19 protein-coding genes are annotated in these 21,607 nt (G+C 62.6%); all 19 read right to left on the bottom strand.

Going from position 1 to position 21,607, the window contains the following annotated elements:
• Positions 1–25: 25 nt before the first annotated feature.
• The 19 genes from RMV17_RS10580 to RMV17_RS10490 all read right to left on the bottom strand — a co-directional run bounded on the left by RMV17_RS10580 (position 26) and on the right by RMV17_RS10490 (position 21,579).
• On the bottom strand, positions 26–457 hold the full coding sequence (locus RMV17_RS10580) for a curli assembly protein CsgF (RefSeq protein WP_034152593.1): 432 nt from the start codon (positions 455–457) through the stop codon (positions 26–28).
• The gene (csgE, locus tag RMV17_RS10575; protein WP_034152594.1) at positions 454–846 is read right to left on the bottom strand and encodes a curli production assembly/transport protein CsgE; all 393 of its coding nucleotides are present in this window, start codon (positions 844–846) and stop codon (positions 454–456) included. Before csgE ends, RMV17_RS10580 begins: the two co-directional genes overlap by 4 nt.
• A complete protein-coding gene (locus RMV17_RS10570; RefSeq protein ID WP_311886459.1) occupies positions 843–1,382 on the bottom strand; it encodes a type II secretion system protein in 540 nt (179 codons plus the stop codon). The genes csgE and RMV17_RS10570 overlap by 4 nt, the downstream gene beginning before the upstream one ends.
• The gene (locus RMV17_RS10565) at positions 1,357–1,731 is read right to left on the bottom strand and encodes a type II secretion system protein (protein WP_007919395.1); all 375 of its coding nucleotides are present in this window, start codon (positions 1,729–1,731) and stop codon (positions 1,357–1,359) included. The genes RMV17_RS10570 and RMV17_RS10565 overlap by 26 nt, the downstream gene beginning before the upstream one ends.
• 5 nt (positions 1,732–1,736) lie before the next feature.
• Positions 1,737–2,210 carry a type II secretion system protein gene (locus RMV17_RS10560; RefSeq protein ID WP_016987878.1) on the bottom strand — a complete coding sequence of 158 codons (474 nt, stop codon included), beginning with the start codon at positions 2,208–2,210 and terminating at the stop codon, positions 1,737–1,739.
• Between the two features lie 2 nt (positions 2,211–2,212).
• Positions 2,213–4,060: a secretin N-terminal domain-containing protein gene (locus tag RMV17_RS10555; RefSeq protein ID WP_034152596.1), complete on the bottom strand. Its 1,848-nt coding sequence runs from the start codon at positions 4,058–4,060 to the stop codon at positions 2,213–2,215.
• Entirely contained in the window at positions 4,057–4,569 is a 513-nt protein-coding gene (locus tag RMV17_RS10550; RefSeq protein WP_311886458.1) for a hypothetical protein, read from the bottom strand. Before RMV17_RS10550 ends, RMV17_RS10555 begins: the two co-directional genes overlap by 4 nt.
• A complete protein-coding gene (locus tag RMV17_RS10545) occupies positions 4,569–5,117 on the bottom strand; it encodes a GspMb/PilO family protein (protein WP_034152598.1) in 549 nt (182 codons plus the stop codon). Before RMV17_RS10545 ends, RMV17_RS10550 begins: the two co-directional genes overlap by 1 nt.
• Entirely contained in the window at positions 5,104–5,649 is a 546-nt protein-coding gene (locus RMV17_RS10540; RefSeq protein ID WP_034152599.1) for a PilN domain-containing protein, read from the bottom strand. Before RMV17_RS10540 ends, RMV17_RS10545 begins: the two co-directional genes overlap by 14 nt.
• Position 5,650: 1 nt before the next feature.
• On the bottom strand, positions 5,651–6,454 hold the full coding sequence (locus RMV17_RS10535; protein WP_311886457.1) for a hypothetical protein: 804 nt from the start codon (positions 6,452–6,454) through the stop codon (positions 5,651–5,653).
• Positions 6,435–8,141: a GspE/PulE family protein gene (locus tag RMV17_RS10530; RefSeq protein WP_108227066.1), complete on the bottom strand. Its 1,707-nt coding sequence runs from the start codon at positions 8,139–8,141 to the stop codon at positions 6,435–6,437. The genes RMV17_RS10535 and RMV17_RS10530 overlap by 20 nt, the downstream gene beginning before the upstream one ends.
• An 81-nt stretch (positions 8,142–8,222) precedes the next feature.
• Positions 8,223–8,753: a response regulator gene (locus RMV17_RS10525; protein WP_034152602.1), complete on the bottom strand. Its 531-nt coding sequence runs from the start codon at positions 8,751–8,753 to the stop codon at positions 8,223–8,225.
• Between the two features lie 219 nt (positions 8,754–8,972).
• Positions 8,973–9,734, bottom strand: a complete 762-nt coding sequence (locus tag RMV17_RS10520) for a SurA N-terminal domain-containing protein (RefSeq protein ID WP_311886456.1) — start codon at positions 9,732–9,734, stop codon at positions 8,973–8,975.
• A gap of 15 nt (positions 9,735–9,749) precedes the next feature.
• Entirely contained in the window at positions 9,750–11,300 is a 1,551-nt protein-coding gene (locus RMV17_RS10515) for an ABC transporter substrate-binding protein (RefSeq protein WP_311886455.1), read from the bottom strand.
• A 9-nt stretch (positions 11,301–11,309) separates the two neighbouring features.
• A complete protein-coding gene (locus tag RMV17_RS10510) occupies positions 11,310–11,930 on the bottom strand; it encodes an SCO family protein (protein WP_311886454.1) in 621 nt (206 codons plus the stop codon).
• The gene (locus RMV17_RS10505) at positions 11,927–12,577 is read right to left on the bottom strand and encodes an SCO family protein (RefSeq protein ID WP_034152606.1); all 651 of its coding nucleotides are present in this window, start codon (positions 12,575–12,577) and stop codon (positions 11,927–11,929) included. The genes RMV17_RS10510 and RMV17_RS10505 overlap by 4 nt, the downstream gene beginning before the upstream one ends.
• Positions 12,578–12,591: 14 nt before the next feature.
• Entirely contained in the window at positions 12,592–14,508 is a 1,917-nt protein-coding gene (locus tag RMV17_RS10500; RefSeq protein ID WP_311886453.1) for a cytochrome D1 domain-containing protein, read from the bottom strand.
• Positions 14,509–14,939: 431 nt separating this feature from the next.
• Positions 14,940–20,771, bottom strand: coding sequence for a manganese-oxidizing multicopper oxidase MnxG (mnxG, locus tag RMV17_RS10495; protein WP_311886452.1), 5,832 nt, complete (start codon positions 20,769–20,771; stop codon positions 14,940–14,942).
• Positions 20,772–20,970: 199 nt separating this feature from the next.
• A complete protein-coding gene (locus RMV17_RS10490; RefSeq protein WP_311886451.1) occupies positions 20,971–21,579 on the bottom strand; it encodes a lytic transglycosylase domain-containing protein in 609 nt (202 codons plus the stop codon).
• Between the last annotated feature and the right edge of the window lie 28 nt (positions 21,580–21,607).

Genomic DNA, 21,607 nt, shown 5'->3' with positions numbered 1-21,607 from the left:
GTCTCTCCCCGGAACCGTCAGCCCGTCATGGGTTGAGGCCGTTCACCTGAATTTCCGAAACTTCACCGCTCGCTCGGTCGGTCACCTCAATGGTGAGTGCCCCCGAGTCGTCGACGACGTTGACGATAAAAGCGTCAGTGGACAGGCTCCCCGTGTTGCCGGTGGAGATGTTGTCCAGCAGTTGCCCCAGCAGCCGCGATTGCAATTGACTGGTGAAGCGCTCGAGCGCCGATGTGCCGGCCACCGTGGTGCGCTTCTTCAGGTCCGGATCGTCGTAGTCGTTTTGCGCCTGGGCGTTGTTGAGCAGCCAGGTGCCATTGAGCGGGTTACCGCCGAACGACGGGTTGACCGGCGTGTAGACCAGTTCGGTGGCCTGGACGGCAGCGGCGCTGGCGAGCCCGATCAACAACCCCGAGATCCAGAATCCGCTGCGCCGTGAGAACGTTGTGCTGTTCATAGTTCGTCCTTCTCAAGGTCGGTGGTGTCCTGCAACATGGCTTCCAGCTTGCGCCGGACAACCTCCAGTCGAACCATATCGGCGGCCTCGTAGGCCTCGTCCTTCAGTTCCACAGTGTTCGGCGGCAGGAAGCGCCGATAAACCAGGCGTTGCTGATATTCCACGGTCACCAGGCTGCCCCAGCGCGCGTCGGGCCGCTCGCGCACCACCAGGTTGAAATCCATCGGGCTGGTGTCGCGCAGGCGTTCACTGAACGAGTAGTAAAAGTCGTGGCCGATGTGCGAGATCGTGTCGTCGACGATGAAGCCCATCATTTCGTCTTCTTCACCGGCGCTGGCGCAGCACGCCACAGCGGTGAGGATCAGCGCGCACCACCATTGGCGGGTCATGGCTGCAACGCCTGCGGCAGAACCGATTGCCCTTTGGCCGGGCCATTGGTGCCTTCAAGAAAGGCTTTTTCGGCGACGAACTGCCAATCGGAATAACGCTGCATGCCTTCGAAATCCGACCACTGCGACGGGAAGTCCGCCTGCTTCAACGGCAGCTCGATCGAAGGGCTATTGAGACCCGTGATGCGCCCATCGAAACCGCGTTGCACTGCCCATTCACCCTGACCGATAGGGTCCGGATAAAGCTGACGCAAATGATGTTTCGCTTCTGGAAAACGCTGATCGTCGAGCAGGTCGACCAACTCTTTCGGGTACTGCGCCAACCCCGGCGAACTGCGGTAGTAGCTGCGCAGCGCCTGCGCGTATTGGGTGCCGACCCAGAGCAATTGGCGTTCACGGTCGCGGCGTGAAGCGGTCGACCACAACTCGCCGGCACTGGCCAGGCCCATGCCCATCACCACAATCAGAAACAGCACGCCCAGGTAAGTGAAGCCACCCTGCTGCGCACGGTTACCACTCGGAATACTGGCTGCCATCACGCGCCCTCCCGGTAGCACCGCTTTTGATGTCGGCCACACCACCGGCGACGCCGTCCGGTGGCGCGATCAGCACCCACTGGTCTTTGCGTTCGGTAATCGGATCGAGTGGTGCATTGCGCAGATAACGTTGCTCGATCAGTTGCTCGATGGAATCCGGATAGCGCCCGGTGTCGCCGTAGAAGTGATCCAGCGCCTCGCGCATCGCCGACAGGCTCTGACGCAGCGTGGTTTCCTTCGACGCTTCGAGGCTGTTGAAGTAGCGCGGCAGCGCGATGGTCATCAGCGTGGCGATGATCGCCATCACCACCATCAGCTCCAGCAAGGTAAAACCTTTTTCCCGGCGCATGAGGTTCACCACTCGCGGTAGGCGATGCCGTTGAGGCCCTTGCCCCGGGCGTGGGAGTAGACGTCAAAGACGTCCTCGCCATCGCGCGGGTTCTGAGCCGAACTGTCGTAGGCGCGCACGCCCCAACCCCCTTCGTCATCACGTTTGGCCGGCACCAGCGGATCACGCGGGATGCGGCGTAAAAAGTAGAACTTGGCACCTTTGGCGCTGCGCACATCGCGTACGCCCTCAACCAGTACTTTCAGGTTCGGCGGGTAGCCACTGCTGTTCAGCGACTTCTCGATGTAACCGGCATCGAAGGCGCGTTTGTAGGCGTCGATGGCGTCGCGAATCTGGTACAGCGCGTTGCGCAATTCCTGCTCCTTGCCGCGCCGCACCAGGGTCTCGGTCAGCGGCGCGGCCATGCTCGCCAACAGGCCGATCAGGGCCAGCGTCACCACGACTTCGATCAGGGTGAAACCGCGTTGGGAGGCGTTCATGATCAAGGCTTCTCGACAGTAACGCGGGTGGTGGCCACGGCCGACTCACCGACGGCACGCGGCTGCGCGGCAGGCGACGGCATCACGTAGCTCTGCGAACGATCCGGTGCCTGAATGTGCATGCTGGTTTCGGTGCCGGTGGAGAACTCCATGTCCGACGGGCTCTGATACGGCAGGTTGCGCACGATCCGTGGGGTGATCGACAGCACCAGTTCCGATTTGCCGATGGTGTCTTTGTTGCTGCCGAACAAGCGGCCGAGTCCGGGAATGTCACCGAGGCCGGGAATCTTGTTGCCGGTGGCGCCGTGGTCGTTGCGCACCAGCCCGGCGAGGATCTGGGTTTCGCCGTCATGCAGACGCAGCGAGGTTTGCGCATTGCGGGTATCGACCTGCACCGGGATCGTGCCTTGGCGGGTCGGTTCCAGCGGCGTGGCATTACTCACTTCCAGGGCAATCTTGATCGCCACTTCGTTGTTCAGGTGCACAGTGGGCGTCACTTCGAGCTTCAGACCGACATCCAGATAGGTCACGCTTTCGGTGATCACCGGCCCCTGTGTCGACGGCACCGAGGTCGCGCTGATGATCGGCACGCGCTGACCAATGTGAATGCGCGCCTGCTCGCGGTTGCTGACGCGGATCACGGGACTGGCGAGGGTGTTGATGTCGTTGTCCTGCGCGTTGATCTTGGCTTGCGGCGAAGGGCCGATGGAGATGCGGTCAGAGTTGATGCCCTTGAGCTGGCCCAACAGAGTGACCGGTGAACCATCGGAGTTGACCACACCGAAGGTGCTCGGCCATTGCAGGCCAAGGTCGAGAATGCGCTGGGTGGCGACTTCCATCACCTCCACTTCGAGCACCACTTCCGGGTTGGACTGGTCTTGCGATTGCAGGAGTTTCTCGGCCATGCGCACGGCGTCTTCGGTGTCGCGCATGGTCAGGGTGTTGAGGCGTTCGTCGACGAACACGTCGCGGGTCTTGAGCATGGTTTTGACCATGTTCAGCGCGGTGTTGGCGTCGATGCTGGTCAGGTAGAAGGTGCGCATCACCAGTTCCTGGTAATCCTTCACTTTCTGCGGCGAATCCGGGTAGATCAGCAAGGTGTTTTCGTTCACCACTTTCTGGTGCAACTGGTTCTGTTGCAGCAACAGGGTCACGGCGTCTTCGATGCGCACGTCACGCACGAAAATCGTCGCTTTCATGTCCGGACGCAGGTCTTTGTCGAAGATGAAGTTCAGCCCGGCAACCTGCGACAACACTTCGAAAATGGTCTTGAGGTTGGCGTCGCGAAATTCCAGGGTCACTGGGCGATCGAGCTTGGTGCGCAGTTGCGGATAGGCAATGACGTTGCGGCTCTGCACCAGGCGAATGTTGCCTTGCAGCTCCAGCGCACCTTCATTGGCCGGGTCGAGTTCGAGGATCTGTTTGACCTGACGATCAGCGCCGTAGATGTCGCCGCGACGCAGGTCGCCACGGGCCAGCTCGAGTTTCTCGTCCATGCTGCGCAGGTATTCCATCTGCTTCAAGGCATCCTGGGCGCGGCGGTTGTTCGGCTCGATGGTCAGCACGCGCATGTAGGCGGTGCGCGCCGAGGTAAAATCGCGGCGCGCGCGGTCGGTGTCGCCGGCCGTCAGCAACGACGTGATCGCCTTGGCCCGACCGGTGTTGAGCAGCAGGTGCAATTCGGTGTCGCGCGGATTTTCGCGCAGGCCTTCTTCGATACGCGCCAGCCCCGCCTCGTACTGACCCTGTTCAATCAGGTCGGCGGCTTCCTTGTTGGCCACCTGCGCAGTGCTGCACGCGGCCAGCCCGGCACACAGACCGAGGCTCATCAGCAAACGGGAACGGTTCATTGCGTACTCCCCACAGACAAGGTCTGCGACAAATGCAAAGGCAGGTAAACCAGGCTCAATTCCAGATCGGAAATGCCGGTGATCTTCCAGGTGTCGTCGATCACATCCCCGTTGCGCACGACGTAGATCTTTTCGCCGTTCTGCAAAAACACTTGCAGGTCGCTGCGGTCATGCAGCCGACCGACGAACTGAAACGGCACCGGTGGCAGGCTCGGGGCTTGCACCACTGTGGCCGGGTTGATCGCTTGTTCGGTGACCGTGGCCAGGGTCGGCGCGGCCTTCCAGGATTTCGCCGCGAACAGGTCGCCGGCCGGGCTCAGGTCCCTGATCGGTGCGTCTTTGGCCTTGGCGGTGCTGGCCGGCAGCGCGCCCCGGGTTTTCCCCGGCGTGGCGACGGCTACCTGGTTCGAATCGGCGTCTTCGCTCGGCGAGAAATACTCCGGCAACCACGCCAGCCCCGCCGCCACAGCGAAGAACGCTAGCCACCCTGTCACGCGCTTTGTATTCATCACGACCTCGACAGGTAAAGGGTCATTCGGATCCGGCCATTGAGGTCGGTGTCGCCAATTTTCTTGCGTTGCAGCTCAAGGTCTTCCACCACCACCGCTGGCAACTGACCGAGCAAGGCGTGCACAAAGCGGCGCAGTTGCGGGTAGCTGCCGCGCACTGGCAGGAGAATCTGATAGCGCGCCAGGTGGGTTTTCGGGTCGACGCCGAGGGCGTACTCGCCACGCGCCAGAGTGATGTGCTCCTGGGCTGCGAGGGCGTAGATGCGGTCGATGGCGACGGTGGCTTGCGGTTGCGCCGGCAGTTTGTTGCGGAAGTCGTCGAGCTGACGCTGCGGCACCACCGGCGGCGCGATGCTGCCGTCTTCAACCTTGGCCAGGTACTCGCTGGCTTCCTGAGTCTGCTGGCTCAAGTGCTGCAACGATTGCCAGCCCGGCAGCAAACCGCCGAGTGCCCAAGCCACGGCGACCAACAGCAGCGCCAGCCCGGCCAGGCCCGGAATGCCGAGGCCCTGCAGGTATTCGTGGACGATCAGTCTAGGGATTCGCATCGCCCATCTCCCAGGTCGCCGACAGGTTGAATTGCACCGGTTGTTCCGGCGATTTGACGACGATCTCGTGGCTCAACAGCGAGACGTCGGACAGCTCGTCGCTGGCTTCCAGACGTTTGTGGAAGTCGAGCATCGCTTGCAGATCCCGCGCTTCGGCGCTGATGCGTACCTGACCTTTACGGGCATCCGGGGTCAGGCTCAGCAGCGCAACGTCATCGCGCGGCATCGCTTCGAGCATGGCGAACAGGCGCTCCCACGGGCGGCGCAGTTGCTGCGAGACCTTGCGCATCTCGGCGAGGTTCGCCGCTTGTTCACGGATTTGCGCCGGGCTCAGGGTGGACTTGGCGCCGCTGTCACCGGTGAGCTGACGCTGCGTGGTTTGCAGATGACCTTGTTGCTGTTCGGTGTGCGCGTCGAGGTGCTGTTGCACGCCGAAGCACAGCAGCGCCAGCAGCACGCCGCCGCCGAGCAGGCTCCAACCCAACGGGCCGGAACGCGGCCGTGGCTGAAAATCCAGATTCAGGGCGCGCATTTCAGGCCACCGCCCGGGACATGACGTACAAGCCGTCACGCACGTTCATCGAGGCGTCTTCAAGGGTGCGCAGTTGCACACCCGCCACGTCCGGATACGCATCGAGCCGCGCCGGCGCGTGCAGATAAACGTTGAAGGCGCGTTCGCTGGTCGAGGCTTGTAGCTGCCGTTCGCGACCGATCAGCGCATTCAACGCGGCATCGCTGTCGCTGCCGCCCACCGAACGCACGCCGGCCCAGCGCCCTTCCCTCGCCAGCAACAACACGCTGCGTTGCGGCTCGGCGACGACGAACAGGAAGTCGCCGGCATCGAGGCTTTTGTCGAAGCGGTTGAACGCCGCCATCAGGTACGGCTGCACCGAGCGCAGGCGCAGACCGCGAGCGCTGACCAGCGTGCGCAGGCGTTCGAGCAAGTCTTGCGGCAAGGCGCTGGCGATGCGGTCGTAACCGGCCGGCTCGGCGGACAGCACCAGACTCCACGGCTGGGTTGACGCGCCAAACAGGTCTTCGAAACACAGTTGGGCAAAGCCGCGCAGTTCCTCAGGGCTGCTGATCTGCGCGCTCCATGGCACCAGGCAGAAACGGCTGAAATGGCCGGAGATGACCACGCTCAATTCGGCACCGGCGCGGGCGTGTTCACCGAGCAGGCGATCGAGGGTGTCCAGCGCCACCGCGTAGCTCTGGAAGCCTTCGTCGATGTAACCGACGCTGCCCAGCCACAGGGTGTCGCTGCCACGCCGTTGACCGAGGCCAACGCCGCTGGCGCCGAGCACGGCGACAAAACGCTCACGAGATAAATGTGACACGATTGATCTCCTCCAGCGTGGTGCGACCTTGTTCCACCAGCTCCAGCGCCGATTCGCGCAGCAGGCGCAAACCACGGGCACAGGCCAGGGCTTTGATTTGGGTGATCGGTTGGCGCTCGACGATCATCTGGCGTAGTTCGTCATCGAGGTGCAGCAACTCGGCAATCGCCGTGCGTCCGCGATAACCGCTGCCCCGGCAATGGCCGCAGCCCTTGCCGTGGACGAAGTGGTAGTGATCGACTTTCTGCGGATCGAGGCCCGAGGCACGCAGCTCTTCATCGCTCGGATTGACCGGCGCGCTGCAACTGCTGCACACCAAGCGAATCAGGCGCTGAGCGAGAATCGCGTTGAGCGCGGAAACCAGGCTGTAGGGGTCGATTTCCATTTGGGTGAAGCGGCCGATCACGTCGAAGACGTTGTTGGCGTGGATGGTGGTGAACACCAGGTGGCCGGTGAGCGCTGATTGCACGGCGATCTGCGCGGTGTCCGGGTCGCGGATTTCGCCGACCATGATCTTGTCCGGGTCGTGGCGCAGGATCGAGCGCAAGCCACGGGCGAAGGTCAGGCCTTTTTTCTCGTTGACCGGGATTTGCAACACGCCCGGCAATTGATATTCGACCGGGTCTTCGATGGTGATGATCTTGTCCACGCCATGGTTGATCTCGGTGATCATCGCGTACAGCGTGGTGGTCTTGCCGCTGCCGGTCGGGCCGGTGACCAGCACCATGCCGTAGGGTTCGGCGGCGAGGCGGCGCAACTGACGCAGGGTTTCGTCTTCAAAGCCCAGTGCCTGCAATTGCACGCCGCAGACCTTATCGGCCAGATCCTGTTTGTCCAGTACCCGCAGCACCGCGTCTTCGCCGAAAATGCTCGGCATGATCGACACGCGGAAGTCGATCTGACGGCCGCTGATGCCGATCTTGAAACGACCGTCCTGCGGCACACGTTTCTCGCCGATGTCCAGTTCGGCCATGACCTTGACCCGCGAAATCACCTGCTCGGCAAACTCGTTGCCCTGGACTTTGCTGATGTTGTTGAGCACGCCGTCGATGCGGTACTTGATCACCAGACCGTGGCCGGTGGTGCCGAGGTGGATGTCGCTGGCGTGCATTTTCAGCGCGTCGTAGAGGGTCGAGTTGACCAGTTTCACCACGCTGCTGGCGTCTTCGCTGATGCTGGTCAGCGACAGGCTTTGCAGGGTGTCGATTTCGTGGTGAGTGTCGCCCTGAGCGTTCAGCGATTCGACGGCGTGGAAGCTTTCTTCGTGGCGGGCCAGATAGGCCTTGAGGTCATCGGCGTGCACCAGATGCAGCGGCGCGCCGTGCAGGCAGTCGTCGATCCAGGCCAGGCGCGCCGGGTCGAAGGGGTCGGCAAACACGCCGATGACTTCATCGTTGTGGCGCAGCAGGATGAATTCGCGTTTCAGGCATTGTGCGAGGGTGACCCGGTCGAACACCGGCGTCGCTTGAAACAGGCTGTCGGTGTCGAGCACCGGGTAATGCAGGGTGGCGCCGAGGGTGTGAATAAACGGCATCGGCGCCAGTTCACAGAGTACGCCGAGGGCTTCAAGGACGCGTTCGCCGGAGGTGGCGGCCCGCGCCCGGGCCTGGGCAAGCTGTTCACTGGAAAAGCGTTCTGGCGCGCTTTCGGCCAACAGCGGTTCGACGACAACGGACAGACGTTCCATGGCTTGCTCTCCAACCGGGGCTCAGAGCCCTGTCGGCGCGGCAAACCTTGGCGGCAAGTGCCGGAACGTCTGTTCGCGCCATTACTCCCCGGTGAGCATTTGATCGTCGTCCGGTGCCATGGCGTGCAACTGTCGTCGCCGATCCGCCAACACCCAACTGCCATCGTACAACTGCAACGGGAAGCTCTCGGTCCTGCTCTGGCGTCGTTCGACAAACCCTTCGGAAGGGCTCGCACCGGGTTTCGCTTCACGCTTGATCCCAAGAAGGTCGCAGACCGCCCGCGCCAATTCCGCCAAAGGAAACGGTTTGAACAGGATGTGGCTGACCCCCAGTTGCCGCGCCCGCTCACAGACTTCAGCGGTCGGGTGACCCGTTATCAGCACAAAATGGCACGTCCTGTTCTGGCGGACTGCGTCGAGCACCTCAAAGCCTTCCATATCGGGCAAGCGGTAATCGAACACCAGCACGTCGGGGGCAAAGGTTTCGGCCAAACCGATAGCCGTCGCTCCGTCATGTGCAATCGCGACGTCCAGCCCCTGCGCCGACAGATAATCCTGAAGGTTTTGTGCAAGCAGCTGTTCGTCTTCGACAACCAGTACTTTGTTAACCAAGGTCGACTCCTTGAAACAGCAGGTCCGATGACCCCGCCCTGAGAGTGCGCCTTACCATCGGTAACGCACACTTCATGCCAGGCTGAGTGCCGGTAATTTTATGTCTTCATGTCCTTGAATTTAATGACAATGCCCGCTCGTCCCGGTACCCCGTTCCCCAGAAACGGGGAAGCACCTGAATGGGCATCGAAGCCATTCCCCACTATTGGGGGGGAACCTTCAGTCGTCGTCAATTCGTTCGATCCTGTTCTGCACCCGTAATTGCGCGAGCACTTGGCGACGAGCCTGGGTCTGTTGCTGTCGGGCGAGCTGTGCCCTGACTGTATCCAGCCCCTGCAAATCTGGGACATCGATGGCCTCCAAGTGGTTCGGCAAATAAATCACATGCCAGCCGAACGGTGAGCGCACCGGATCGCTGGCAAAACTCGCCCCGCTGACAATCGAGGCGCGCATTTGCATCAAGCGTAGACGCGCTGCGGCGACTGTGGCTGCATCTGCTTGCACGGGCACCCGAATCAGCAGGTGACGGGGTTGCAAGGTATTAGCGCGAATCAGCTCGGCGAACATCTGCTGCGCCGCCAGTTCGCGGCGGGTGTACTCGGTGAAGGAGGCCTCATCGAAACCGGCGTCCTGCAAGCGCCGGACGAATTTATCCGCGCCGCCGATGGCCATGCGGGTTTGCTCGATCTGCTGACGCAGCGCTTGTTCGTCGATCTGCCGGCCACGTTTCTGCGATTCCTGCCACAGCAATTCTTTGTCGATCAGCATTTGCAACGCGGCCTGGCGCAGTTCCTTGTAGGCCTTGGGGCTGCGAATACTCGTCACCGCGCGACCCTGATCTTCGAGGTATTCGGCGAAGAAGCGCTCGAAGCGAAACCCGGAAATCTCCTCGCCATTGACCCGCGCCACGGCCGGTTCGTTATTGGCCCACGCCAGCGGCAGCCAGCAAGTCAGCAGCAAGATCAGCGTTGTGCGTTTCATGATCGGGCCCTCCGTTCAGGGGCTGGCAACAATCGGTTTATAAGGCGCGACCAGATAGAAACGCTGATCGGGCAAATCCACGGTGACTACATGGGCGCCGCTCAAGCCCAGGCGTCGGCCGGGGCCGAAACTCAGACGCGGGGTCAGGCCGGTGTCGAAGTCGTGCAGGCCTTCCAGCGCCGCCACCAGTTTTTCCCGGCTGGCGTCGCGGCCAGCTTGTTTCATGCCTTCACTGAGCAGCAGCATCGAGGTGTAGGCACCGACTTGCAGCACCGCGTGCTGGGCGCCGAGGCCTTGGCCTTCGCGCAACAAGGTCAGGGCCATGCGCCCGGCCTGGGTCCAGTCGCTGGGCACAAATGGATAGGCGAGAAACACCCGTCGGGTGAAACCGTCGGGGACTTGCAGCAGATCGCCGGCCACCTGGCTTGAAGCAGCGAACAGATAAGGCACTTGCCCGGCGCTTTGCAGGCGCGTCGCCAGACGACTGAAGCCGCCGCCATTGCCCAGGTAAAACACCGAGCGCGAGCCCAACGGCAGCGCCTCCGCCGCCGGGTCATAGGCTTGCAGATGGACTTTCTGCCAGCCGTGTTCCTGCAAGTACTGACCGAGATTTTGCGCGGCCAGTGTTTGTACCGGGTCGTCGGGATAGGCGATCAGCGTCGGCCCTTGCAGCACGCGCAAACTGGCCGTGGCGTAATCGGCCAGCGCGATCAACTGCTCGCGCAATCCCGGCAACGGCTCGAAAATCTGTGGACTGGCCTGCAGGGTGCCGAGGATCGACATCGGCCCGATCAGTGGCACCCCGGCCTGTTCCAGACGCGGCCCGAGTTCGCTGTCGAGAGCCGGCGCCAGCGGCGCGATCAATGCGAACACTTGTTCCTGCTCGATCAATTGCTGCAAGGCTTGCTCGGCGCTGGCGCGATCGGGGCCGGGATCGATCACCGTCAAACGCAGTTGCCGACCGTGAATGCCGCCGGCCTGATTGATCCGCGCCACGCTGCCGTTGAGCACCGCCGCAACGGTCATGCCCTCCTCGGCCAGTGGTCCTTGGCTGGGCAGTAAGGTGCCCAGATGCAGGGTCTCGGCGTCGAGGCCGGGGTCGCGTTCATCGGCGAGGCGCTTGAGATAAGCCGTGAGGTTGCGCTGATCCTTCATCGACAGCAGAAAGCGCGGCATGCTCGGGTCGAGGCGGTTGTGGCCGGGGTCGCGGCCCTGCTCAATGGCCGTGGCGAGAGTGCTTTCGCTGTAGGCCGGATAACTGCGGCCGTTGACCTGTTGCTGGCCGTACGTGCTGGTCAGTCGCGCCCAATTCAATTCGGATGGACGCACGCCGCCCTCAGGTCGGCCGAGGCCGTCGGCGCCGTGGCAATTGGCGCACGGCAGGCTGGTCGCCGGCAGCAACACATCCGCCGCGCCGACCCGCGCCATGATCGCCTCGCCACTGGCTGACAAGCCTTGGCGGTACAGGCGCTTGCCCGCCGCTTCTTCCGGGGTCAGCGGTGCAGCGCTCGCGCCAAGGCTGACGCCAGCGAGCAGGATCAGGGCGAGTACGCGGCAGCGTTTCATGGCGCGGACTCAGCGGCCAGCCACGGGCATTGTCAGCAACTGCAAGCGCTGGGCAATGGCGGCAGCCGGGGCGTCGGGGCGGATCTTGCTCCAGCGTTTATTGGCGACATCGCCGACGATCAACTGCGTGGAGTGCTGCTCGGGGGTCGGCACGATCTGGCCGATGCGGCTCAATACCAGGTCCATCTGCGCCTTGTCGCCGGTAAGAAAAAGCCAATGAGGGTCATCGGAACCCTGCTTCAAGGTGTAAGCCTTGAGCACCGCCGGCGTATCGCGCAGCGGGTCACTGGTAAGGGAAATGAAGGTGATGTCCGGCGCCTTGTCGCCCAACAGCTCGCGCACCTCTTTGAGCTTTTGGGTGATCAGCGGGCAGGCATCGTTGCAACTGGTAAAAATCACGTTGAGCAGAACGATGCGGTTTTGCAGCGCATCGCTGTAGAAGCGCAGGGTTTCGCCGTTTTGATCCTGTAATGGCGTGTCGGTGAACCATGTTTTCGCGTCGTGGGTGCCTTTGGCCGGCGCGGCGGCAACCGTTGTCGGGGCTTCGGGGGCATGGCCTTCGTGGGCGAATGCGACGTTGCTGAAGATCCAGAAACACACGGTCAGGGAGATCCAGTCGAGCAGTCTCATGGCTGTTGCTCCATGGCGATGGCGGTGTGTTTGGCGTGGGTGCGCAGGCCGCTGAGTTTTTCCACTTCCTTGGCCAGCAGCGCCGGATCGGTGAAGCCGTAATAGCGCATCCAGTGACGATTGTTGCCGTCGCCGACGAGGATCAACGGTTGGTGATTCTTGAAGTCGCCGCTGAAACTGCCGAGGCCCTTGAGGGTTTCATTGATCGACTGCGGCGAACCGGTCAGCCAGCTCCAGCCCGGCCCGCGCTGGAAGGTGCGCGCATAATCCTGCAGGCGTTTCGGGTCGTCACGCTGCGGGTCGATGCTGATCGACACCAGTTGTACTTCGTTGCCGACGCGCGCGCCGAGTTGTTTCTGCACCTTGCCCATGATCGACGAGACCACCGGGCACACCGTGGTGCAACTGGTGTAGATGAAGCTCATGACAACGATTTTGCCCTGCACCAGATCCTGCTCCAGGCGCACGGTTTTGCCGTTCTGATCGAGCAGCGGCACGTTGGCGAATTTCACCTGAGCGTGTTCCTGGGTATTGCTGGCCGGGGCTTTGTGCCCGGCGTGCTCGTCCGCCGAATGAGCGTTGGCGTGTTGGATGCCAAGGCTCAACAGGCACAGGGTCAGCAGGCCAGTGGATGCAAATCGGTTCATGTCGAAACTCCTCTTCAACGGGCCTGGCCGGGGGCTACCCGAACACTGGCAAAGGTCTTGTCATCGAAACCGGCGCCCAGCGAGGCTGCGCGCACATGCAGGTACCAGGCGCCGCTGCGGTCGAGGGTGATCGGCGCTTCGTACACGCCGTCGGCGACTTCCAGCGCCGCCACTTCGCGCGGGTGTGAGGTGGGCGCGAGGTAGTAACGCAGTTGCACGTCTTTGACGCCGCTGCGCTGGGTTTTGTCTTTGCCTTGAACGATGCGGAAACGCACGACGTAGGGGTCGTTGAGCGCCACGGCAGTCTTGTCGAGGAGGAACTCGACTTTCGGTGCGCCGAAGTGTTTTACCAGGGCGCCATTGGTTTCGATCTGCGCGGTAAAGCAGTGAATGATGTTCGGCTGATTGAGCAGGAACGCAACGTCGAAACGCCCCGCTGCCGGCAGTTTTACTCTGGCGCTGTAGAGGCCCGGCGAGACTTCGCGCAGGCTGCGGTCGATGACCATCGCGGCGCGGGCGATCTGGCCACGATTGGGGTAACCGGACATCGGCGCGTTCATGCCTTCGGCGTAGAAGTAAGTGGTGTTGTCGACCGGGTTGACCACGAACACTGCGTTGTCGTCGCGCGAGACCGCCAGGCTTGAGGCCAGCGGTAAATCCCCGGCCATACGCGGCGCTTGCGGGCCGGCTTCGAAGCCCTGGCTGATCGGTTGACGCCCCTCGCCGAGGGAGGACAAGTTGATCATGGTGACTTTCGGCGAAGCCAGTCCGCGTATGTAGGCGTAGGCCTGGGTCAATACCACTTGGTAGGGTTCGGCGCTGACGTCCAGATCATGGATGGCGGTGTTGGTGGCGGCGTCGATGACGGTGGCGCGGTTTTCCACGGTGTTGAGCACCACGCCGAAGCGGCCGTCGGCGCTGAAGCCCATCGGGCCCAGGCCTTGTTGCAACTTGATCACCCGGCGGATGGCGTGGGTGCTGGCGTCGACCACGGTCACCGTGCCGTCCTTACCATCGGCCACATACACCGCGCCCGACAGCGCTGAATAGGCGACTGACAGCGGATGCGAGCCGGTTTTGATTTGCTCGACGATAGTGAGGCTCGCGATGTCGACCACACTGACGGTGCCGTCGTCGCGGTTGCTGACGAAGGCAAAACGGCTGTCCTTGCTGAAGCTGATTTCGTGGTGGCCGCGCCCGGTCTGCAGATGTTTGAGGGCTTTTAGGCTTTGCGTGTCGATCACCGTCACGCCGGAGTCTTCGCCTTTGCTGGCGTTGTTGCCGACCCAAAGCAGACGTTCGTCCGGTTGCAGCGCAACGCGCACCGGTTGGCTGCCGGCCTTGATCGAATCGAGAACCTTGAATTGTTCGCTGTCGATGACGGCCACTTCACCCGCTGTCGGCATCGAGACGAACACGCGTTTGTTGTCTTTGGGCGTGACCCAATCCATCGGTGGTTGTTTGAGTTCGATCCGCGCCAGGGTGCTGGTGATGCCGCCCACTGAGACCGACGGATCGACCACGGCGATGCTCGCGTCGCGGTTCATCACCAGCAGGAAATAGCTGTTCAGATCGAGCAACGGCCGCGCGCCGATGTTGGATTTGAGGAACACGCCGACCCGGGCTTTGCAACTCTGATCGCGGCCCTGAGCCTGATCGGCGGCGAGGGTTTGCGGATCGACCCAGGCGCCCGGTGCCACGCCGGACAATGGCTGGCCGGAAGCGCTGTCGCTGATGCGGAATTGCACATCGGCGAACTCGCCTTCGCGCAGTTTGCCGTCGGCGGCCAGTGGTTTGAGGTTGAAGTCCACCGCCACACCGTCACGCGCCAAAGTTTGCCCGCCCCCGGCCAGCGCAATCTCACTCAGCGTCAGCAACGCCCCGGCCAGGGCCAGCGTGCAAATACCGATGATGTTGATAATCCTGTTCATCTAACTCTCCCCTACCTCTTCACCTGGCAAAACACCGCTCCCCATGTGGGAGCGAGCCTGCTCGCGAAGGCGTCTTCAACCTCACCCTCACAAACCGAGTTGCCCCCATTCGCGAGCAAGCTCGCTCCCACAAGGGATTTGCATACATCCCACTCCCTCACTGCGACCACTGCCCACTGTGGGAGCGAGCCTGCTCGCGAAGGCGTCTTGCGCCTCACCCTCGAAACCGAGTTGCCCCCATTCGCGAGCAGGCTCGCTCCCACATGGGATTTGCATTCATCCCGCCAACCTCACTGCCAACCGCAGACCCTGTGGGAGCTGGCTTGCCAGCGATGGCGTCCTTTCCGTCACATCAATGGCGCCTGTGCCGCCGTCATCGCTGGCAAGCCAGCTCCCACAGGGTTTTGCATTTACAGGCCTTGCGTATGTGCCTACTGCCCCTGCGGCGCCGGTTCCGGTTCGTTGGTCACGCGCAGCAGCCCCCATAACCCGGAGGTGTTGCCGTAGGCGGCGTAATCGCGGAACAGGTAGTCCCCCGGGATCGCATTGCTGCCGCCGGCGCTCGGGATCATGAAGCTGAAGTGCGCGGCCGGCAGGACGCTTTCGTGGGCGCCGATGTACATCGACATCGGGTTGTAGCCGAAGCGCACTGAGCCGACGCCCGGCGAACCCATCGGATAACCACCGGTGTCGCTCTTCTCGGCCTGGAACGGATTGACCGACCAGACATGCCCGTCGAGCTGGAACGTGGTGCCGCGACTGCCACCGCTTGGCATCAGAATGTGCGTACGGAATGGCTGCCCGGGTTTGGCATACAACACCGGCGTCTGCGGATCTCCACCGACCAGCGCATTGCTGTAAGCCATGTGCGCATTGGTCATGTCGCCGTAACCCGCGCCATCCGCATGGCCGAACGGTGCATCCGGGGCGAGGCCGAAGCGATACCACAGCGGCTCGGTCTTGTAGTTGATCGCCATGCTCGAGTTGTCCTGCGGATCGGTCGGCACGCCGAAGCCCTCAGCGGCAATCCCTTCCACCGGCCGGCCATTGGCCCAACGGGTGTTCAACGCCTTGTGCCAGACCATCGCAAAATCGCGGTAGCTGGTTTGCCCAGGCGCGGTGACCGTGGCGTTGACCTTGCGTGCATCGTCAACCCAGGTCGCGCCGATCGGCAGAATGCTCATCGCACCACCGAGGCCTTTTTGCGGTTGCTTGATCACGTCCGCCGGGGTGATGTTCAAACCACCGAACTCCACCGCCGTGGCGTTGATGTTGTCTACGCTGCGGCCCAGTTGCGTCACCGGTTTGCCTTCACGCTCCAGGTGCCCGGCGTAGTACTGATAGGTACGGGTCGGGTACGCGCCGCTGTTGCCGACGCGCGGTGGCACGGTCTGGATCGGGTTGGCGCCGACATTGGCCCCGTCGGATTTGGTGATGTCGTACGCCAGTAATTGCGCATGCAGGCCGACGTGGCTGGACGGCCGCATCAGGTTGTTGCTGAACGTGGTCGAACCCAGACCGCTGTTGCGATCACGCTTGACCATGCCTTGCATCACCGCGGTCTGGGTCAGGTCAGGCATCACGCTCGGCAGACGGTTTTCCAGAGTGATGTTGATGCAGTCCCCTGCCGCCGCACGCAACACCAGCGGTTCGACCGGAATGCCGGGTTTGAGCTTGCCGCTGAGCGGATCCAGATCGGACTTGCGCACGTACAGGATCGCGGTCGGGTCATGCAGCGGCCCGCTCTGCCCGCCGATGGTGATGGTTTCGCCATCCTCCGGATCGGTCACGGTGACTTGGGGAATGCTCACCGTACGCGAGTTCAGCACCAGGGTGCCGCCCGCCGGATTCAGCGGCCCGCCGACATGCTGGCCAAGCCCTTCGGGATCGCCGATGGTCAGGCCCAGCGTATTGGCGAGAATGTCGTTGGCCAGCGCCGCGACCACCTCGTAGTTGCGCTGTACCGTCGGCCGCGTGCCGATGCCGTTGGGGTTGGCGCTGATCCGTGGGCAACTGCCCTCGAACGCCACGGTGTTGCGCATGCCCGCCGGATTCGGGTTGTTGGGGATGGCGAACAAGTCGCTGCGTTTAGCGGTGTAGTTGCGCATCACGCCCCAGATACCGCTCCAATAGCCTTCGATCGAAGCGTCCATCGAGTACAGATAATCACCCGTGGTCGCCGCCGAACTGGAGAGCATCGACACCGGCGCAATGAAGCCCATCTGCTCGGAGATGCCGATCATTTGCGACGCACGCCAGCCGGAGTTGGAGCTGTTGCCGAAACCGGAACCGCTCTGCAGCCATTTCACGCCGTGCAGGGTGACGTTGTGCTCTTCTTCATGGCCACCGGCATGCACACGCAGTCGCACGTTGTCGCCGGTATAGGTGCGCAGCATCGGCGTGAACGGGTCACCCGGTTCGGCGCCGCCCTTGTTGATGTGCGGTGGAAACAGCGTGGTGCCGCCGGTGGGTCCGGTCGCCGAGGTGAGCAGATTCGGCGCCAGGTTCATCGCCGGGATTGCGCGGTCGGTACGGCTTTGCATGGCGAACGACAGATCGCCACCGAGGCCGTCGGCCTGCATGCCGCGCTTGCCGTCCGGGCCGACCTTGTTCGGGTCGTACACGCGCAGGGCCAGTGGCTCGTTGCGATAGTTGACGACGAACATGCCCGGATCATCCACCGAGATCGCCTGCGGACATGGCCGGCTCGGGCAGCCCGGGACCTGACCGCCCTGCACTTCCAGTACACCTTCAAGCAAGTTGCTGGCGTTGTTGCGCACTGGCGGATTGATCGCGTAGCGGAAGCTGTCGGCCGTCGCCGGGAACGCCTGCGCATTCGGTACGCCGTTAGGACCGGCCCCCACATAGACGCCGGCTTCATAGGCGTGCTGGAAGTCGCTGTACTCGAGGAAGAACTCGCGGAAGCTGTCGTTCTTGCCATCGCCATCGAGGTCACCGGTGTTGATCACCGCTTGCCACGACGTCGGCCCACCGTCCTGACGCGCGCCGCTATAAAGAGGCTCGCCGGTTTCGGCGTGGAACCAGGTGGAACCGGCCGGCTCGGCCAGCACCGTCGCGTACAGACCAATCTGCTGGTGCGTCGATGGGCCGAGGTGGTCGTGGGTGAAAATCGTGCCGAGGCCGCGATCGACGCCCTTGGCGTTGACCACCGGATCGACGAACCAGCGCTGCATCGCCGTGCGCGCACCGAGCCAGTCGGCGCGGCCGTACTGGCCGAAGAACGGATGGTTCTTGGCTTTCGGGCAGGCCTGGGTGCCGTCGCGCGAGTCAGTACTGGCGCACTGATTGAACTCGCGGATCGCGTGAATACGTTCCTGCACGGCGCCGGGCGAGAGCACGCCATCCTCGTAGTTCCAGCCGTTGGACGAGCCGTCCGCCGAGGTCAGATCCCATTTCGGCAAGTGGATGTGCTGCCCGATCACGTCGGTCGGCGTGCGCACCTGATAGTCGTCCATCTCGTAGGTGGCCGGCACCAGGTTGGTTTGCTGGTATTGCACGCAATCGAAAGTGTTCATGCGCATCACCAGCGGCTCTGGCGGACGCTGCTTGGTGATCACCGGCCAGGCGTCTTCCCACAGCGCCAGGATGCGCGCTTGCGGGAAGTGATAGCCGACCTTGTTGTACACCGCGTCGAACTGGATGTTCGCGGCTTTGTAAATGCGTGGGCGGTCGGCGGTGAAGCTCGAGGCGCCGACAAAGGACATGCCGTCGATGCGTTCACCGCTGGCGAACTCACCGCTGCCAGCGCTGCTGGTCAGGCGTTTTTGCCGATCGTCCATGCACGGTTCGTAGTACGGCGCGCCGGCCATTGGCAAGGCGCCGTTGGTGCGAAAGGCCTTGGCCACCACTTGATTGCCGGGCAGCAAGGCATAACTTGGGTGATCTTTTTTCGCGTGGAAAGCCATCGCCGCCTGTTCGACTTCGGTGCCTTCTTCCGGCAGGTAAATCGGTTTGGCGCGGGTGACTTCCTTGGAGAAGTCCAGCGAAGTGGTCACGGTGTGCGCCTCGCCACCGGCCGCGACGCCATCCAGTGCGTGCCGCTGCAAGCCGCCATTCCAGCCACCGGATTGCGCCGGATCAAGGTTGGCCCACAGCGCTTTGCCGCTGGCCTTCAAAGACTGCGCGGTGGCCGCGTCGAGCATGTCCAGCGGCGGCGTTGGTGGACGTTGGCCGACCGAACTTTCCATGCCACCGATCCAGAACGGATAGCCAGGATTTTTCAGGCTGCCGTCGGCATTGCGATTGGCTTCGCTGCGATCGACCAGCGCCAGTGAGCCGATGGCTTGACCGCCGGCGTTGCCGCCGTGGTGCTCGCCATCGTCATCGCCCTCTTCTTCATCCCCGTCTTCATCATTGCCGGCGATCAGGGTTTCACCGATTTTCGGCACGACCACGACTTTGCCCGGCATCGGTGCCATGGCTTTCCCCGGCAGCGGAACAATCGCGGGAATCGGCGTACCGGCGACGATTTCACCATCGGGCAAGGCCCGTGCGCCGACCGCCGGTTTACCGCTGCGCAAGGCGAACGGTTCGCTGTGATAACCGTCGGCGCCCTGCTGCGAAACATCGAGTCGAGTCCCTTCCTCGAAGACATCGTGGACCCGCCACATGGCCCACATGCCTTGGGCAAAGTGCGGATAGAAATGGCAGTGATAGATCGCATCACCGGCCACGCGGTTGCGATTGCCCGAACCGCCATTGGCGATTTCATAGGTATAACCGGCGCCCGGACCGATACCCTGGGCGTCGACGTAATCGGAGTTGTCGTCGTTGGGGTTGAACAGCCACTGATGGCCGTGCAGGTGGAAGATGTGTTGCTCGTGGCCATTGTGGGTATTGCGGAATTTGACGAAGTCACCGATGTAGCTGTGGTTGACGTTCGACGGCTCCGACGGATACAGCGCCATGGTGGCTTTCACGCCGATCTGATCGGCGCGCGGTGTCTGGCCCGGGGCGATGTTCTCAAGCCCGGTGTTGGCCGGCACATCCACCAGCATCGCGACATCGCCGACGGTGTGCGAGCTGAGGAAGAATTCTTCGTAGGCGCACGACAGGCAGTCGTGCATCGGCCCCACGCCCAAGCGGTTGGCGACCACTTCGGCGCCCATACCGCCGGAGCCGTAGTTGATCATGAACGAGTCGCGGGTCGGCTCCAGCACGTGAGCCATCACCGGATCGGCCCAGTACGCGGGGAACGCTTGGGTGGCGGCAGTTTCGTCCTGGAATTGCGAGGCGAAATCGCGGAACGCTTCGAGGCGGTTGGGAATCGCCGGGTTGCGTTTGCCCATCGACTCCAGCGGATAGGTGTTGGGCGGGAAGCTGCCGTCGGCGTTGCTGCCCATGACAATCGCATCGCTTTCGCTGGAAATGATTTCATTGCCATCGACCATGCCGATGATCGGCGTGCCGGCCTTGCCTTCACGCAGCCACGGTTCGCGCTGTGGGTAGCGCGCCTGGTAATCAACGATCGGTTGGCCGGTGGGTGCGCGGCCAGTCGTGGCCAGGCGCATTTCTTCTTCGGTGAGGGTATTGCGATAAGTGCGACCGCCCTTGGGCAGCACGACGACCTGGCCGAACAGTCCGTTGGCAACGTTGCCGGCCGCGCCCTCGCCGCCAAACGTCGCGCCACGGCTGCTGACGGCAAACGCGCCCTCGCGCTCGGCGTACAGGGTGTAGGAACGGCTGGCACCCGGTGGCACCAGACTGTTGGCGTTACGCCCGGTGAACGAGGAAATGTCATCGATGCTGTTCACCGCTTGCAGGCCGTTGACCTGGAAACCGACGTGACGATCCGCCACCTGCTCATCGACTTTGAAGGCTTCGGCGCCGTTGGCGTTTTCGACCCCTTCTTCGCCCTCGTTTTCAAAGTGCTTGTTCGGGTTGGCCTGATAGTCGAGCAGGTTCTGCAGGTTAATCGTCAGGCAATCACCAGCCGCCACACGCAACACCAATGGCCGTGGACGCTTGTCCGGGCGCAGCGAGACTTTGCCTGGCACTGCGGCGCCTCCGTAAGCCAGTGACTGCTCATGTTCATCGACCACATCGCGGCGCAGGGCGAACATCATGCCGTTGATGTTCTGCGCACCGAGGCGGTTGAACATCAGTGGCTGATCGAAGGCGACGACGTTGGCCACCAGGTTGCGCTCGCAACGCACGGCCGCGCTGGCCAGCTCGACGCTGAGCATCGAGGCCAGAATCACTAGCCAGTTCAACAGAGACGGAGCGTGATGAATGCCAACCATGATCAGTAACCTCGTAGTGGGTGCTCTTGGGAACACTTCTCGACAAATGCCTCGGAGCAATCCGCGTGCCACAAAAAATTGCATGTCCGTTCAATCAGTTACCGCGACCACTTGAGAATCCGGGGAATATTCCCCACCCCTTTTCCCCACTTTTCGGGTGTATCCGGTTTGCCCCGAAAGTGGGGAAACCGGGTTGGGGTCACAACGGCGCATCCATGGCCAGGCCTTGCAGACGCCGGTACTGACGCAACACGTTCGGCACGTAACGCTGGGTTTCGGCAAACGGCGGAATCACCCGGCCACGGCTGAGCACCGCGTCGGGCCCGGCGTTGTAGGCCGCCACGGCAAGGGCGATGTCGTTGTCGAACAGGGTCATCAGGCGCTTGAGGTATTTGGCCCCGCCCTGGATGTTGGCCTTGGGGTCGTAGACGTCGGTCACGCCCAGCTCTCGCGCCGTCTCGGGCATCAACTGCATGAGCCCGCCCGCGCCTTTGGCTGAGGTGGCGCCGGGGTTGTAGTGGGATTCCGCGTTGATCACCGCGTGCAGCAGCGCTTCGGGCAATTGATTGACTTTGGCTGCCGCTGAGACCAGCTCCGCGTAGGGCTGATTGGCGATCAATTGCGGCTGCTGGTCGAGGCTGGCGACTGCGGCGTCAGCCTCGTGGATCACCCGTTCGTAAAGGCGTCCAGGCCGGTGAACGTTGGACAGGACATAGCTGCCCTTGGCGTCCACGGAGATGAATACATCGGCTTGCGCGGCGCCGCTGAGCAGCACACATCCGAGCAATCCGCTGGCGAGAAATTTCATGTCGGGCCTCCCCGGATCGACCCCGATA

Origin of the sequence: Pseudomonas sp. VD-NE ins (assembly GCF_031882575.1) — a bacterium.
Lineage (GTDB): Bacteria > Pseudomonadota > Gammaproteobacteria > Pseudomonadales > Pseudomonadaceae > Aquipseudomonas > Aquipseudomonas fluorescens_BZ.
This window is presented reverse-complemented; position numbering and strand designations above follow the sequence as displayed.

What these genes read in the sequence shown, in the direction of transcription:
- RMV17_RS10580 (WP_034152593.1), bottom strand. Translation starts at nt 457, where the DNA reads ATGAACAGCACAACGTTCTCACGGCGCAGCGGATTCTGGATCTCGGGG.
- csgE (WP_034152594.1), bottom strand. Translation starts at nt 846, where the DNA reads ATGACCCGCCAATGGTGGTGCGCGCTGATCCTCACCGCTGTGGCGTGC.
- RMV17_RS10570 (WP_311886459.1), bottom strand. Translation starts at nt 1,382, where the DNA reads ATGGCAGCCAGTATTCCGAGTGGTAACCGTGCGCAGCAGGGTGGCTTC.
- RMV17_RS10565 (WP_007919395.1), bottom strand. Translation starts at nt 1,731, where the DNA reads ATGCGCCGGGAAAAAGGTTTTACCTTGCTGGAGCTGATGGTGGTGATG.
- RMV17_RS10560 (WP_016987878.1), bottom strand. Translation starts at nt 2,210, where the DNA reads ATGAACGCCTCCCAACGCGGTTTCACCCTGATCGAAGTCGTGGTGACG.
- RMV17_RS10555 (WP_034152596.1), bottom strand. Translation starts at nt 4,060, where the DNA reads ATGAACCGTTCCCGTTTGCTGATGAGCCTCGGTCTGTGTGCCGGGCTG.
- RMV17_RS10550 (WP_311886458.1), bottom strand. Translation starts at nt 4,569, where the DNA reads ATGAATACAAAGCGCGTGACAGGGTGGCTAGCGTTCTTCGCTGTGGCG.
- RMV17_RS10545 (WP_034152598.1), bottom strand. Translation starts at nt 5,117, where the DNA reads ATGCGAATCCCTAGACTGATCGTCCACGAATACCTGCAGGGCCTCGGC.
- RMV17_RS10540 (WP_034152599.1), bottom strand. Translation starts at nt 5,649, where the DNA reads ATGCGCGCCCTGAATCTGGATTTTCAGCCACGGCCGCGTTCCGGCCCG.
- RMV17_RS10530 (WP_108227066.1), bottom strand. Translation starts at nt 8,141, where the DNA reads ATGGAACGTCTGTCCGTTGTCGTCGAACCGCTGTTGGCCGAAAGCGCG.
- RMV17_RS10520 (WP_311886456.1), bottom strand. Translation starts at nt 9,734, where the DNA reads ATGAAACGCACAACGCTGATCTTGCTGCTGACTTGCTGGCTGCCGCTG.
- RMV17_RS10515 (WP_311886455.1), bottom strand. Translation starts at nt 11,300, where the DNA reads ATGAAACGCTGCCGCGTACTCGCCCTGATCCTGCTCGCTGGCGTCAGC.
- RMV17_RS10510 (WP_311886454.1), bottom strand. Translation starts at nt 11,930, where the DNA reads ATGAGACTGCTCGACTGGATCTCCCTGACCGTGTGTTTCTGGATCTTC.
- RMV17_RS10505 (WP_034152606.1), bottom strand. Translation starts at nt 12,577, where the DNA reads ATGAACCGATTTGCATCCACTGGCCTGCTGACCCTGTGCCTGTTGAGC.
- RMV17_RS10500 (WP_311886453.1), bottom strand. Translation starts at nt 14,508, where the DNA reads ATGAACAGGATTATCAACATCATCGGTATTTGCACGCTGGCCCTGGCC.
- mnxG (WP_311886452.1), bottom strand. Translation starts at nt 20,771, where the DNA reads ATGGTTGGCATTCATCACGCTCCGTCTCTGTTGAACTGGCTAGTGATT.
- RMV17_RS10490 (WP_311886451.1), bottom strand. Translation starts at nt 21,579, where the DNA reads ATGAAATTTCTCGCCAGCGGATTGCTCGGATGTGTGCTGCTCAGCGGC.